Origin of the sequence: Duganella sp. Root198D2 (assembly GCF_001428585.1) — a bacterium.
Taxonomy (GTDB): Bacteria; Pseudomonadota; Gammaproteobacteria; order Burkholderiales; family Burkholderiaceae_D; genus Rugamonas.
The window spans coordinates 45,858-59,197 of record NZ_LMIC01000044.1; the positions used below are offsets into that span (position 1 = coordinate 45,858).

Annotated in this window: 9 protein-coding genes and 2 riboswitches; of the genes, 4 read left to right on the forward strand and 5 right to left on the reverse strand. The window is 63.3% G+C overall.

Annotated elements, in window-relative coordinates:
* Window positions 1–2 precede the first annotated feature (2 nt).
* Genes ligA through smc form a run of 3 tightly spaced genes read right to left on the reverse strand, consistent with a single transcriptional unit; the run spans window position 3 to window position 7,041 of the window.
* A complete protein-coding gene (gene ligA / locus ASE26_RS22135; protein ID WP_057246961.1) occupies window positions 3–2,363 on the reverse strand; it encodes an NAD-dependent DNA ligase LigA in 2,361 nt (786 codons plus the stop codon).
* 8 nt (window positions 2,364–2,371) lie between these two features.
* Window positions 2,372–3,496, reverse strand: a complete 1,125-nt coding sequence (locus ASE26_RS22140) for a cell division protein ZipA C-terminal FtsZ-binding domain-containing protein (protein ID WP_229208204.1) — start codon at window positions 3,494–3,496, stop codon at window positions 2,372–2,374.
* Window positions 3,497–3,510: 14 nt separating this feature from the next.
* On the reverse strand, window positions 3,511–7,041 hold the full coding sequence (gene smc, locus ASE26_RS22145; protein WP_082507053.1) for a chromosome segregation protein SMC: 3,531 nt from the start codon (window positions 7,039–7,041) through the stop codon (window positions 3,511–3,513).
* A 79-nt stretch (window positions 7,042–7,120) separates the two neighbouring features.
* Here smc and ASE26_RS22150 point away from each other — a divergent pair, with 79 nt between their 5' ends.
* Window positions 7,121–7,591, forward strand: a complete 471-nt coding sequence (locus ASE26_RS22150; RefSeq protein WP_055924289.1) for a low molecular weight protein-tyrosine-phosphatase — start codon at window positions 7,121–7,123, stop codon at window positions 7,589–7,591.
* On the opposite strand, the gene ASE26_RS22155 is transcribed toward ASE26_RS22150, so the two are convergent.
* Entirely contained in the window at window positions 7,588–10,386 is a 2,799-nt protein-coding gene (locus tag ASE26_RS22155; protein ID WP_057246962.1) for a DUF1631 family protein, read from the reverse strand. The two genes, ASE26_RS22150 and ASE26_RS22155, sit on opposite strands and share 4 nt — an antisense overlap.
* A gap of 225 nt (window positions 10,387–10,611) precedes the next feature.
* On the opposite strand from ASE26_RS22155, the gene ASE26_RS30880 reads away from it, so the two are divergent.
* On the forward strand, window positions 10,612–10,779 hold the full coding sequence (locus ASE26_RS30880) for a hypothetical protein (protein WP_156409992.1): 168 nt from the start codon (window positions 10,612–10,614) through the stop codon (window positions 10,777–10,779).
* Window positions 10,780–10,832: 53 nt separating this feature from the next.
* Here ASE26_RS30880 and ASE26_RS22165 read toward each other — a convergent pair whose 3' ends face one another.
* Window positions 10,833–11,393 (reverse strand): ATP-dependent Clp protease proteolytic subunit, encoded by a 561-nt coding sequence (locus ASE26_RS22165; protein ID WP_055924301.1) that lies wholly within the window; start codon window positions 11,391–11,393, stop codon window positions 10,833–10,835.
* A 99-nt stretch (window positions 11,394–11,492) separates the two neighbouring features.
* A riboswitch (glycine riboswitch) is annotated at window positions 11,493–11,578 on the forward strand.
* Window positions 11,579–11,605: 27 nt separating this feature from the next.
* Window positions 11,606–11,710: riboswitch (glycine riboswitch) on the forward strand.
* Window positions 11,711–11,759: 49 nt separating this feature from the next.
* On the opposite strand from ASE26_RS22165, the gene gcvT reads away from it, so the two are divergent.
* Window positions 11,760–12,878 carry a glycine cleavage system aminomethyltransferase GcvT gene (gene gcvT / locus ASE26_RS22170; RefSeq protein ID WP_055924304.1) on the forward strand — a complete coding sequence of 373 codons (1,119 nt, stop codon included), beginning with the start codon at window positions 11,760–11,762 and terminating at the stop codon, window positions 12,876–12,878.
* Window positions 12,879–12,925: 47 nt separating this feature from the next.
* Window positions 12,926–13,306 (forward strand): glycine cleavage system protein GcvH, encoded by a 381-nt coding sequence (gene gcvH / locus ASE26_RS22175; protein WP_055924307.1) that lies wholly within the window; start codon window positions 12,926–12,928, stop codon window positions 13,304–13,306.
* Window positions 13,307–13,340: the final 34 nt, after the last annotated feature.

Consider the following 13,340-nt stretch of genomic DNA (forward strand, 5'->3'; position numbering starts at 1 on the left):
CTTCAGCCTCCCAGCAATGCGAGCAAGCCCGCTTCATCAAGAATGGCGACGCCCAGCTCTTCGGCCTTGGCCAGCTTGCTGCCCGCCTCCGCGCCGGCGACGACATAGGAAGTTTTCTTCGATACCGAACCGGAAACCTTGCCGCCGGCGGCTTCGATCATGGCCTGCGCCTGGTCGCGGCTCATGGTCGGCAGCGTACCGGTCAGGACGAAGGTCTTGCCGGTCATGGCGCCTTCCGCTTCGGCCACTTCCGGCAGTTGCGCCAGCAGTTCTTCGCGCAATTCATGCAGGGCTACCAGCGAATCGCGGTTGGCCGGTTCGCGCATCCACTCATCCAGTGCTTCGGCCACATTGGCCGGCAGGCCGAAGACGTTGAACACCGGCAGGTGGGCCAGTGCCAGCAGGGTGGCGCCCGGTTTGACCTGCTCGACCTGCTCCGCCAACTGGCGCGCGCGCGGTTCGGTCAGTTTCGGGATGCCGATGGCAGCCAGCAGTGCGACTGTTTCGAGCTTTTCACGCAGGGCTGCTTTCGGTGCGCGCTCGCCTTTCGGCGCCACGCCTGCAGCCAGCAAGGCGTCCAGCGCTTGCTGGTTGCGCTCTTCGGCGAAGAAGTCGGCAATCGATTCAGCCACGGTGCCGCCGATATCGGGCAGCACGCGCAACACGGCTACCGGCGCCTTGCGGATCAGGTCCAGCTTGCCCAGCCAGTCGGCCAGCGTCTTGGCGGTCGACTCGCCGACGTGGCGAATGCCCAGCGCGAACAGCAGGCGCTCCAGCGGCGGGTTCTTGGCGGCCGCGATGGCGTCCAGCAGGTTTTCGGCCCACTTGGTCGGCACCTTGCCCTGCGCCGCCGTTTCCGGCGTCGTGCCCTCACGCTCGTCGGCCAGGCGCTTCATTTTCAGCAGGTCGTCCAAGGTCAGGCGGTACAGGTCCGCCACGCCGGCAACCAGCTTGCATTCCACCAGGTTGTCGATGTAGCGGTCGCCCAGTCCTTCAATATCCATCATGCGGCGGCCGCAGAAGTGGCGGATCGCTTCCTTGCGCTGGGCGGAACAGAACAGGCCACCGGAGCAGCGCGCCACGGCTTCATCCGCTTCCCGCACCACGTGCGAACCGCACACCGGGCATTCGCTTGGCAGCGCCCACATCAGCGGTTCCGGCGCCGGGCGCTTTTCCAGCACCACGGACAGCACTTCCGGGATCACGTCGCCGGCGCGGCGCACGATGACGGTATCGCCCACGCGCACATCCTTGCGGCGCACTTCGTCTTCGTTATGCAGCGTAGCATTGGTGACCGTCACACCGCCGACGAACACCGGCGCCAGGCGCGCCACCGGCGTAATCGCGCCGGTACGGCCAACCTGCACCTCAATTGCCTGCACCGTGGTCAGCGCTTCTTCAGCCGGGAATTTATGCGCCAGCGCGAAACGCGGCGCGCGCGAGACGAAGCCCAGCGCACGCTGGTCTTCGAAGCGGTTGGTCTTGTACACCACGCCGTCGATCTCGTATGGCAGCGCCGGGCGGGCCTTGCCGATACGCTCGTAGTAGCCCAGCAAGCCATCCTTGCCGCGCACCACCTCGCGCTCGGCGCACACCGGCAGGCCAAGTTCGGCATACCAGTCCAGCAGCGCGCTGTGCGTGGCGGGCAGCTCGGCGCCGGACAGCTCGCCAATACCGTAGGCATAGAAACTCAGCTTGCGCTGCGCGGTGATGCGCGAATCTAGCTGGCGCAATGCGCCGGCGGCGGCATTGCGCGGGTTGACGAACTCCTTCTGGCCCAGTTCTCGCTGGCGCGCGTTCAGGGCGGCGAAATCGGCCTTGAACATCAGCACTTCACCCCGCACTTCGAGCACAGGCGGCGCGTCGCCAATCAGGCGCAGCGGGATCCCTTTGATGGTGCGGATATTGGCGGTGACATCCTCGCCGGTGTAGCCATCGCCGCGCGTAGCCGCTTGCACGAACACTCCGTCTTCATAGCGCAGGTTGATGGCCAGGCCGTCGAACTTGGCTTCGGTGGCGTATTCGACCAATTGGACCGCATCGAGGCCTTCGCGCACGCGGCGGTCGAAGTTCTCGATATCTTCGCCGTTGAAACCGTTATTCAGCGACAGCATCGGCACGGCGTGCGTGACGGAGGCAAAGTCGTCCAGCGGCGGCGCGCCAACGCGCAGGGTCGGCGAATCGGGCGCCTGCAGTTCCGGGTGCGCCGCTTCGATCGATTGCAGCTCGCCGAACAGCTTGTCGTATTCGGCATCCGGAATGGTAGGCGCGTCCAGCACGTGGTAGGCGTGCAGGTGGCGGTTCAGCTCCGCGGCCAGCCAGGCTGCGCGTTCGGCGGGTGTTGCGTGTTGGGTGTTGCTCATGTTTCTGCTTAACTGAACAGGCGCAGCGCGCGGGTGGAGCCGGCCGGAATATCCGATGCCGCCATATCGTCGTAGAACTCGCGCACCTGGCCGGCGATGCTGGCCAGTGTTTCGTCGGCCAGCGGCTGGTTGGCATCGTCGACGATGGTCGCATCCAGGCGCACCATCAGGTTCTTGGCGCAGCCGATCATCGAACCGAAGCCGTCGCGTGCCGGAGCGACGCAAGGTACGTCCAGCAACAGCGTCAGGCGCGACGTGGTTTCCTCGGCCAGCGTGACGTTGGTCGAGAGCGAGAACAGGTAGCCGCCCTCGCCGTCCGGCATTGCATAGCGGCCGTCAGGACGCACGTCGAAGCCCAGTTTTTCCAGCGCGCCCAGCAGGGTCGCGATATTCCACGGGGCGCCGTTGGAAGCCAGGTTGACGCCCAGCTGCGCGTCGTGGTTGGCCACGAAGCGGTGCAGGTTCTTGGCATCCTGCATGACTTCGATCATGTCGGGGATCTGCGGTTCGGCGCCGATCTCGTCGGAAACGCTGCGCAGGCGGGTCACCAGCTCCGAGTATTCCAGTTCGTTCAGTGCGGTGCTGCGGCTGGCCAGCTGCACGCCGCCTTGCAGCTTGGTGTAGACCACGCCATGGCGCACCGGCTCCCAGTCGCCGCTCACGGCCAGGCCGATGAAATGAATCGGCTTGTTGCCGACAAAGCGCAGCTTCTGCAGGGCCGGCAGCAGTTTCTCGCCGCGCGCAGGCGCTTCCAGTTCCAGCGGCAGCAGGCAATCGATCAGCGGGTCGACCAGGCAAGTGGCCAGTTCTTCGGCCGGCACACCGGCATCGGCGGTGCGGGTCGGCAGCCCCGCTTCGTCGCTATCCGGCGCAATGTTCGGCGCAGCGACGTTGCCTACGTGGCCACCGACATGTTCCGGCACGCCGTACGCGCCAGAGCCGGCATCCGGCATCGGTACATCGTCGAGGTGGAAGCGCGGTTCGGCGCGCACGCCGTCATCGGTACGCATCAGGACATCATCGTGCAGGCCGTCGAAGGCGCGTTCGACGCGTTTTTTCAGCTTGTACTCCTGCCATTTGTTGTAGCTGATGACGCCAACGACGAACACGCCGCCGGCGGCAATCAAACTCATTTGGAAATCTGTAATCATGCGGCTTGAGCCTCTGTAGCAAATGACGCGGCGGATTCCATGTCCACCGCCACGATGCGCGACACACCTTGTTCCTGCATCGTCACACCGATCAGTTGATTGGCCATCTCCATCGCAATCTTATTGTGCGAAATGAAGAGGAATTGGGTCTGGTCGGACATGCGCTTGACCATGCGGCAGAAGCGCTCGGTATTGGCATCGTCCAACGGCGCATCCACCTCGTCGAGCAGGCAGAATGGCGCGGGATTCAAACGGAACATCGAGAACACCAGGGCCGTTGCGGTCAGCGCTTTTTCGCCGCCGGACAGCAGGTGGATGGTGGCGTTCTTCTTGCCTGGCGGTTGCGCCATGACCTGCACGCCGGAGTCGAGGATTTCCTCGCCGGTCATGGTCAGTTTCGCCTGGCCGCCGCCGAACAGGATCGGGAACAGCTCGGAGAAACTCTGGTTGACGCGATCGAAAGTATCCTGCAGCAGCTCGCGCGTCTCCTTGTCGATCCTGGTGATCGCATCTTCCAGGGTCGCAATCGCTTCGTTCAGGTCGCGGTTCTGCGCATCCAGGAAGTTCTTGCGTTCCGATGCGGTGGCCAGTTCGTCCAGCGCGGCCAGGTTGACGGCGCCCAAGCCGGCAATGGCGTTGGTCAGGCGCGTCACTTCGCCCTGCAGGTAGGATGCCTTCATGTCCGGGTGCAGTTTTTCGGCCAATGCGGCTTCGTCGGCCTGCACCTCAGCCAGCTGCTGCGCGAACTGTTCCTGGTTCAGGCGCGCAGCCTGCTCCTTCAACTGCATCTCGGTGATCTTGTCGCGCTGCGGTTGCAGGCTGCGCTCACCCTGCATGCGCGCGTCTTCGAACTGGCGCAGCTGCTGCGTGATCTGGTCGAGTTCATGGCGGGCGTCGGCCAGCGCGCGTTCCTGCTGCGTGCGGCGGTCCAGCAAGTCCTGCAAGCCTTCGTTGGCGGTGCCCGCTTCCAGGCCTTCCAGCTCCAGTTTGCCGGCTTGCAGGCTTTCCGTCACTTGCGCCACCTGCGCGGTGGCGGTGGCAATGCTGCGGCGCAATTCGTCGATGCGGTTGCGGCCCGACTTCTCGGCGAATTCGGTTTCCTGCGCCTTGCGTTCCAGTTCGCGCAAGGCTTCGCGGGCGTCGGCCAGGCGCTGCTCTTTCGCCATGAAGGCGGTCTGGCCGTCTTCGTGTTCGCCTTGCAGGTTGCCCAGTTCCATGTCGAGCTGTTCGAACTTTTCTTCCGACTCCAGCTTGACCTGCATCTGTTCTTCTTCCTGCGCCGAGATTTCGGCCAGGTCGCTCTCGATCTGGTTGCTGCGCTGGTTGAAGCGCGCTTCGATTTCGGACAGTTTGACCACTTCGAGCTGCAGCGTGTGCACGCTGGCGGTCAGGCTTTGCACCTTCGCACGCAGTTCGGTCAACAGGCGGCTGTGGTTGCCCAGCGCGGCGTCGGCGCGCACGGCGCGGCTGCGGGCCTCCTCCGCCAGCATCGATTGCGCGCGCAATTGCTTGGTGATGTTGTCGATCTCGTGCTGGCGGCCCAGCATGCCGGCCTGCTCGTCGTCGGCGGCGTAGAAGCGCACCGACGACTGGGTGATGAGGTGGCCCTGCCTGGTGACGAAACAGCCGCCTGCCGGCAGCGTCGCGCGCGCCGCGAAGGCGCCGGCATTGTCGTCGGCCAGGAACACGTTGTGCAGCCAGTCCTGCAGCACGGCGCGCAAGCCCGGGTCGTTCAGCTTCAGCAAGTCGATGAACGGGCGCAGGGCCGCGTCGCCGGCAGGCGCAGGCGCGGCGCCCGCAGCGGCAGGCGCGAACAAGGCCAGTTTGGCGGGCGGGGCATCGTTGAAGAAGTGCTTGGCCCACTCGATGTTCGATACCTGCAGTGCCGAAGTGCGTTCGCGCAGCACGGCTTCGAGCGCGGTTTCCCAGCCCTCCTCGATATCCAGCTTCTGCCACAGGCGCGGCAGCTCGTTCAGCTCATGCTTTTGCAGCCAGGGCGTGATCTTGCCCTCGGTCTGCACCCGCTCCTGCAGCTGGCGCAGCGCATTCAGGCGCGCTTCCAGCTGGTGCGTCGCGGCAGACTCGGATTGCACGCCAGCTTGCGCCGCCTGGCGCTCTTCTTCCAGCTTTGGCTGCTGCTCCAGCGCTTCCTCGAGCATCATGTTCTGCTCTTCCAGCGACTGCTGCTTTTCTTCCAGCTGCATCTTCAGGTTGGACAGGTGCGAGGAATCGGGCATCGCCAGCCCGCCCTTCTCCTGCTGCAGGCGCTCCTTGCGCGTTGCCAGGCCAGCCAGGATGTTGGATGCATTGCGCTGGTGCGCTGATTCCAGCTCCAGCTGCTGCTGCGCCTGCATGATGCGCGCACGCGACTCGGTGCTCCGGGTCTGCGCCTCGCGCCACTCCTGCTCCAGCACCGGCAGCAATTCGCCCTTCTGCTCCGCCAGCATGCGCGCCTCTTCCACGCGCGCCGACAGCTCTTCCAGGTTGATTTCCGCTTCAGCGACCTGGCCGCCATATTCCTCCGCCTGCTGCGCCCACTGGTCGCGCTGCGCGGTCAGGGTGGCAAGCTGCTGCTGCAGGCGGCTGCGCGACTCGATGACGAACTTGATCTGCGCTTCCAGGCTGCCGATTTCGGCATTGGTCTGGTACAGGTGGCCCTGCGCCTGGTGCAGGCGGTCGCCGACGGCGAAGTGCGCCTGGCGCATCTGCTCCAGGGTCAGTTCCACATTGCGCAGCTTCGCGGTCTGCTCTTCCAGGTCGTTCTGCGCCTGTTCCATGTCGCGGAAGTACTTCGCCTGCTCGGCCTGCGCCTCGTTCTTGCGCAGCAGCCAGAGCAGCTTCTGTTTCTCTTCCTGGTCGGATTGCAGCTGGTGGAACCTGGTTGCCACCGCCGCCTGGCCTTCCAGCTTTTCCAGGTTGCTATTCAGCTCGCGCAGGATATCGTCCACCCGCAGCAGGTTTTCACGCGTATCGTGCAGGCGGTTTTCCGTTTCGCGGCGGCGTTCCTTGTACTTCGATACGCCTGCCGCCTCCTCCAGGAAGACGCGCAGTTCTTCCGGACGCGACTCGATGATGCGCGAGATCATGCCCTGGCCGATAATCGCGTAAGCGCGCGGGCCGAGGCCGGTGCCGAGGAAGATGTCCTGGATATCGCGCCGGCGCACCGGCTGGCCGTTGATGTAGTAGGTGGAGGTACCGTCGCGCGTCAGCGTGCGCTTGACCGCAATCTCGGCGTACTGGCCCCATTGGCCGGACGCCTTGCCCTCGTTGTTGTCGAACACCAGTTCCACGGAAGCGCGGCCGGCTGGCTTGCGATGGGTGGAACCGTTGAAAATCACGTCCTGCATCGACTCGCCGCGCAGCTCGGAGGCCTTCGATTCGCCCAGCACCCAGCGCACCGCGTCGATAATATTGGACTTGCCGCAACCGTTTGGACCAACCACGCCGACCAGCTGTCCGGGTACCTGGAAATTGGTGGGATCGACGAACGACTTAAATCCCGACAATTTAATGGAAGATAGACGCACGTTTTATCTGTACTTCGCCCGCTGGGACGTGTTAAAAAAGTGGCTAATCATACCATTTTCCCTGTATAGCAAGAACAAAATGAAGACCAGAACCGCCATCCTGTTTGTATGCATGGGTAACATTTGTCGCTCCCCGACCGCGGAGGGTGTATTCCGCGCCCGCGCCCAGGCCGCCGGACTCGATCTGCACATCGATTCCGCGGGCACCCATGCATACCATATTGGCAACCCGCCTGACCCGCGCTCAACCCGGCATGCGGCAGCCCGCGGCTACGACCTGAGCCCCCAGCGCGCCCGCGAAGTCGCGGCCGAAGACTTCGAGCGCTTTGATTACGTGCTGGCGATGGATCACGACAACCTGGAGGCGCTGCTGCGCGCCTGCCCTGCGCAACATCGCCATAAGGTCAGGCTTTTCATGGAGTTTGCCTCGCACTCCGGATCAGACGTGGTGCCCGATCCGTATTACGAAGGCGCGAACGGCTTCGATTTGGTGCTGGACTACATCGAGGACGCATCGGACGGCCTGCTGGCCGCCCTGCGCAAGACTTAAGACGAAGTGCCGTTGGCCGGCAGGTCGTGGTGGTCGTCGTTGACAGCTGCGACCCCGCCCATGGCCATCGACAGGGCGGCCGCCACCACACCCTCGGTGCGGATCAGGCGCACGGTACCCTTGCGGAATTGCTCCGCCATGGCTTCGCCGGTGATCGAGAAGGCCTCCTGGCGGCCCGTGGTGGAGAAGATATAAAGCGTCTTCAGTGGGCTGATCCAGGCCAGCTTGACTTTTCGCTGGCTGCCGTCCTGCTGGTCGAATTCGAGCCACATGCCGCGCGCCAGGCTATCCACCTCGATCGCCGCATCGTCATCCGGCGGCGGCGCCTCTTCCGACTTCACTTCGGCGACAACCTGCAGCTGCATGCGCCGCTCGGCATCCTTTTTCGCCACTTCCATCGCGAGTTCGACCTGGCGCTCAGGCGACATTTCGATCGGAGCGCGCACGATGGAGGCATGGCATTCCGCCAGTTCGGCGAAGAATTGCAAGCGGTCGGCGTCCTGCCACTTGACCACATCCAGCCACTTGTTCAGCGTGGACAGCAAGGTAGGCAGCTTGGAAATGAGCTTCTTGCGCTCGTCCTGGGTAATCTTCGGACGCACGCTCCAGATCAGGTCATCCATGGTCTGGGTGGCGTTGTTGACGGCGCCCGGCTTTTCACCCTCGACACTATAGGCGATGGTCAGCACCGACACCCACTTGTTCTCGAGGAAGGCTTCGACAATCGCCACCACTTCGCCGGTACCGATGCGCAGCGCCACGGCATCCTTGGCCGACTTCGCGGCCACCGACATTTTTTCCTGCTTGAGCGCCTGTGCAATCGGCTCCGCCATGGCGGCGGCCGCTGCGGCCTCCTCCGCCTTGATGGACGCTTCCAGCTCGTTCACCGCCTCGGTGAACACCGTCATCTCTTCTTCGTGGTCCTGGCTGACCATTTCCACGCTGCGCTGCATGGCTTTATACAGCGGATCGTCAGGATCCTTGTGCTGCTCCCAGCCCATGCGCGACAGCAGGTCGATCATGCGGCGCGCAGGGTGGGCTTCCTGGAAGAAGAAATTCTTGTCGACCAGCGCAGCCTTCAGCACAGGAATCTGCAGGAAGCGGATCAGGTTGCGGATTTCCGGCGAAATGCTGGTATCGCGGAAGACGGTATCGAACACCGCCGACAACAGGTCGATGGTGCCTTCGTCGGCGCGCGTCAGGCTCCCCGCAGGCGCCTGCTCCTTGATCTGCGGCAGCAGGAATACATTACCCATCGAGCCGCCGGCCGCTGCCAGGCCTGGAGCCGGCATCGCACCGCCGCCAGCCTGCATGGGGCCAGCCGCGAAACCGGATGCCAGGCCCATGCCCGGCGCCGGCATCGCGCCGCTATCGGCACTGGTGAACACGGCGCCCGACGGCACACCGCGCTGCAACTGCGCCAGGAAATTCATCAGCGGCTCTTTGGCGTTGATCAACGATGCGCGCTGGGCTGCTTCGTTATTGGCGCCGCCATGGAAACCCTGTGCCGGTCCTTGCACCCAGCCACCCGCAGGCACGGCCACGCCGCCCGGCACGCCCGGCACCGCAACGCCGCCCATCATCCCGCCCGGGACGCCCGCAGCCACTACCCCACCCTGCATTCCCATGTCCGCAACACCGGCACCGGGGGCTGAGATGATCGGCAGGCCGCCGCCGGGTACAACGCCGCCGGCAGGAATCATCATGCCGCCCGTCAGCGCAGCGCCAGGAACACCTGGCATCATGCCGGCGCCTGCAGGCATCATGCCAACGCCAGCAGGCATTGCCATGCCGGGCATCGCGCCCGGAACAAATCCCGGAGCCTGCATTGCCTGGCCAGGAGCAGCCATCGGCGCCGCCCCCATGGCCGGTGCTGCGGCCGCGGCGGAATCCGCGGTGTGCGCCGGCGCGCCATACAGGCCCGGCGCAACGCTCAAGGTCGGCAGCGACAGGTCAAGGTCGCCCAATTGTTCAAATCCACTCGGTCCGGCCGCGGCGCCGCCTGGCGCCTCGCCCGTGCCCGAAAAGAACTGGCGCAATTGTTCCGCCAGTGCAGCCTGCTGGTTCTTCTTGCGCGAAGGAGCTTGCGATGCATCGTGCGAATCGGCACGGCGCGACTTGTGTTTTTCGACCGAGCCGGGACCGACGCCTTTGCGCTCGAGCGCGCTGCTCAGCTCTTCGAGCATGCTGCCGAAATCAAAGAATTGTTCCGGGCGCAGGAATGGCTTGATCAGCTCATTCGCTTCCTCATCCTTGATGAAATCGATCCACGCCTGCTGGAAGGCGCCGAGGAAGACTTCGGGACGGAAAGGATTCTGGTTGATGCGCAGGATGTCGCGGTCCAGCAGGAAGGCAAGGCGCACATTGAGCGTAGCCAGGCCGTCCGAGTACTTCACCTCGAACGCCTTGCTGAAACTGTTCAGGGTGACCTTGGTATCCATCTCTTCCATGGATACCAGCGACAGCGCGTCTGTCAACTTGCGGGCCGGCGCCTTCTGGCCAGGCGCCAGCTGGGCGATTTCCAGCCGCAGGTCATTTTCGAGCTGCTTGGCGAAAATGCCGAGGAAGGCGTAATGGTCGGTGCGCAGGCGATTGCCGGCGCGCAGGCGCGCCTGCAGGGTCTTGACGTCGACAGCATGGTCGGCATCGACCAGCTCGCCGGCCCAGGTCGTCGACAAGGCGACGAACTGCTCGCTGATGTGTTTATTCACCAGGCCAATCAGGTTTTCCAGCAAGGCATGCCGCGGCGTGACCGCTTTTTTAGGCGCCGAAGATGTTGGGTTTTCTGGAAGCATGGTCTGGCCTGGCTTTGGTGGTTATTCACATTGTCGCAGATTATTGCCAAGTGGCAATAGGTAAACGAAGAGAATTTCGAAATATTTAGGGTGCTGTGGAGAAATTGTTGAGTTTGCACCACGATGGTGCAGGATAAATCCTACAAACCTGGCCGTTGCATTCCGATTCACCTTTACTATTACACAAAGCAAGATGAAGTTCCGATCCTTCAGAAAGGAACTGTCATGAAATCCAGGAAAAAAACCAGCAAACAGAGTTCGAGCCCAGGCACCCGCCAAAGTGCCGACCAGGGTTCGCGTTCGGGCGCGCAATCGGGCAGCCAGCAGTCCGATACCGGCCGCCAAAGCAAGACGGACAAGAAAACACCGGCCAGCCGCAGCGGCAATCGCTAGATGAGCCGCGGCGCACGAGGGGCCTGGAAGCATGCTTCCAGGCCCTTGTCGTTTCAGATATTCGTCACGCGCTTGCCTTTGGGCGGCTTGAAGTCGGCGACCGCGTTTACCAGGCCCACTTTGGCAGCCTCCGGGGCGGTCAGGTGCAGGTCGGAATAGGCGTGGATATTCCAATGTTCGTCGGTCAGCTGCACGTGCTTGCGCAGGATCGCCTCGGTGCGCGCATCATCAGCCTGCAAGCCCTCGACAATGATGCGCAGCGCATCCGGCCGGGCGCCATGCGGCGCGCTGGCGTGGGACTTATGCACCATGAAACGCGCTGTTTCGCTGGCATAGCGCTCCTCGCCGGACAGGAACAGGATCACGGCAATTGAAGCTACCGCGCCGCCGTTATAAGTGATGATCTTGATGGGCAAGTTGCGCAGGTAATTGTGCAGGCACAGGCCGTCGCTGACGTAGCCGCCGTTGGACTGGATCAGGATGTGCGCGATTTCAATGCCGTCCTCCGTCATGTCCGCCACCGCGTCGAACATGCGGTGCACCATATCGCTGTTCACGTCGCCGGACAGGGTGAACCAGGCCTCCGTATCGCGCTTTTGCTTTTCTTCGCTCATGGTCGCTCCACTCTGTAAATGGATGTCCGGCCATTCTAGCGCAGGCGGTTCCAAAGGGGCGTCAAGATTGACTTTATTGTCCTCCTGTCATATAGTCGCAAGTCTTGATCGGGAGAGACCAGCGTACGCTGGCGCCGAAGGGGCATTACCCAGAAACTCTCAGGCAAAAGGACCGGTCAGGGGGCCAACCCCGCCAGCAAGCTGGCGGGTGGGGCTAAAACTCTGGAGAGCGGCCCGCCATGGCGCGGGGCCCACCGAAGGGGCGTGCGGGAATACCTTCCCGTTATCTCTCAGGTACCAAGGACAGAGGGGTAGGCGTATTCATGTTTACGTTTATTAACCCCTATTCTCTGCCCTGAGGTATCAATGACGCTCAAAGCAACCCCACTCAACAACGCTCATCGTGCCCTTGGCGCCCGCATGGTCGACTTCGGCGGCTGGGACATGCCGGTCAACTACGGCTCCCAGATCGAAGAGCACCACGCCGTGCGCAGCGACGTCGGCATGTTCGACGTGGCCCACATGTGCGTGGTTGACATCAAGGGTGCCAACGTACGTTCCTTCCTGCGCGGCCTGGTCGCCAACAACGTCGACAAGCTGCAGGTATCGGGCAAAGCCCTCTACTCCTGCATGCTGACCCCGGAAGGCACCGTCATCGACGACCTGATCATCTACTTCATCAACGAAGAATGGTTCCGCCTGGTGGTCAACGCCGGCACCGCGGAAAAAGACATCGCCTGGATGGAGAAGCAGAACGCAGCCACCGGCGCCGGCCTGGCCATCACCCAACGCCGCGACGGCGCCAACGCCATGGCCCTGATCGCCGTGCAGGGCCCGAACGCCCGCGCCAAGGTATGGGAAGTTATTCCGCAAGCCAAAGCGGCTACCGCAGAAATGAAGCCGTTCAACGTGGCCCTGGTGCCAGGCACCGCCTTCGGCGAAGCCATGGTGGCCCGCACCGGCTACACCGGTGAAGACGGTTTTGAAATCGGCGTGGCGGCAGAACAGGCTGAAAACCTGTGGCACGCCCTGAATGCCGCCGGCGTCAAGCCGGCAGGCCTGGGCGCGCGCGACACCCTGCGCCTGGAAGCCGGCATGAACCTGTACGGCCAGGACATGGACGAAACCGTGAACCCGCTGGACGCCGGCCTGGCATGGACCATCGACCTGGTCTCCGAGCGCGACTTCATCGGCAAGGCAGCCCTGCAAGCCAAGGGCCAGAACGCCCAGTTCGTCGGCCTGATCCTGCGCGAAAAAGGCGGCGTGCTGCGCGCCCACCAGAAAGTCATCGCCGCCAACGGCGAAGCTGGCGAAATCACTTCCGGCACCTTCTCCCCGACCATGCAGCAGGCAATCGCGCTGGCGCGCGTGCCGATGGGCGTGACCGTGGGCGACACCGTGCACGTGGAAATCCGCGACAAGAAGCTGGCCGCCACCGTCGTGAAGCTGCCTTTCGTCCGTAACGGTAAAATCCTGGTTGCTTGAGCCAGAATTCTGCAGAACCAAACAATAACCTTAGCCTTGGAGCCAATATGAGCAACATTCCAGCAGACCTGAAGTACACCGAGTCCCACGAGTGGGTACGCGCTGAAGCAGACGGCACCGTGACCGTCGGCATCACCGAATTCGCGCAAGATGCCCTGGGCGACATCGTGTTCGTCGAGCTGCCAAAAGTAGGCGCATCCTTCACCGCCGGCGACGACGCTGCCGTGGTGGAATCGGTGAAAGCCGCTTCCGACATCTACGCCCCGGTTTCGGGCGAAGTGGTTGCCGTAAACGACGCCGTGGTCGGCGCACCTGAATCGATCAACGCCGACGCTTACGCGAACTGGCTGTTCAAGATCAAGCCTAGCGATGCCGGCGCCATCAACGGCCTGCTGGACGCAACTGCTTACGGCAACGTAGCGCACTAATTACTGCATTATCGGGCCCGCTGTGTGCGGGCCC

Excerpts from the sequence above, each read along its gene's own strand:
- ligA (WP_057246961.1), bottom strand. The coding sequence starts at position 2,363 with ATGAGCAACACCCAACACGCAACACCCGCCGAACGCGCAGCCTGGCTG.
- ASE26_RS22140 (WP_229208204.1), bottom strand. The coding sequence starts at position 3,496 with ATGAGTTTGATTGCCGCCGGCGGCGTGTTCGTCGTTGGCGTCATCAGC.
- ASE26_RS22150 (WP_055924289.1), top strand. The coding sequence starts at position 7,121 with ATGAAGACCAGAACCGCCATCCTGTTTGTATGCATGGGTAACATTTGT.
- ASE26_RS22155 (WP_057246962.1), bottom strand. The coding sequence starts at position 10,386 with ATGCTTCCAGAAAACCCAACATCTTCGGCGCCTAAAAAAGCGGTCACG.
- ASE26_RS30880 (WP_156409992.1), top strand. The coding sequence starts at position 10,612 with ATGAAATCCAGGAAAAAAACCAGCAAACAGAGTTCGAGCCCAGGCACC.
- ASE26_RS22165 (WP_055924301.1), bottom strand. The coding sequence starts at position 11,393 with ATGAGCGAAGAAAAGCAAAAGCGCGATACGGAGGCCTGGTTCACCCTG.
- gcvT (WP_055924304.1), top strand. The coding sequence starts at position 11,760 with ATGACGCTCAAAGCAACCCCACTCAACAACGCTCATCGTGCCCTTGGC.
- gcvH (WP_055924307.1), top strand. The coding sequence starts at position 12,926 with ATGAGCAACATTCCAGCAGACCTGAAGTACACCGAGTCCCACGAGTGG.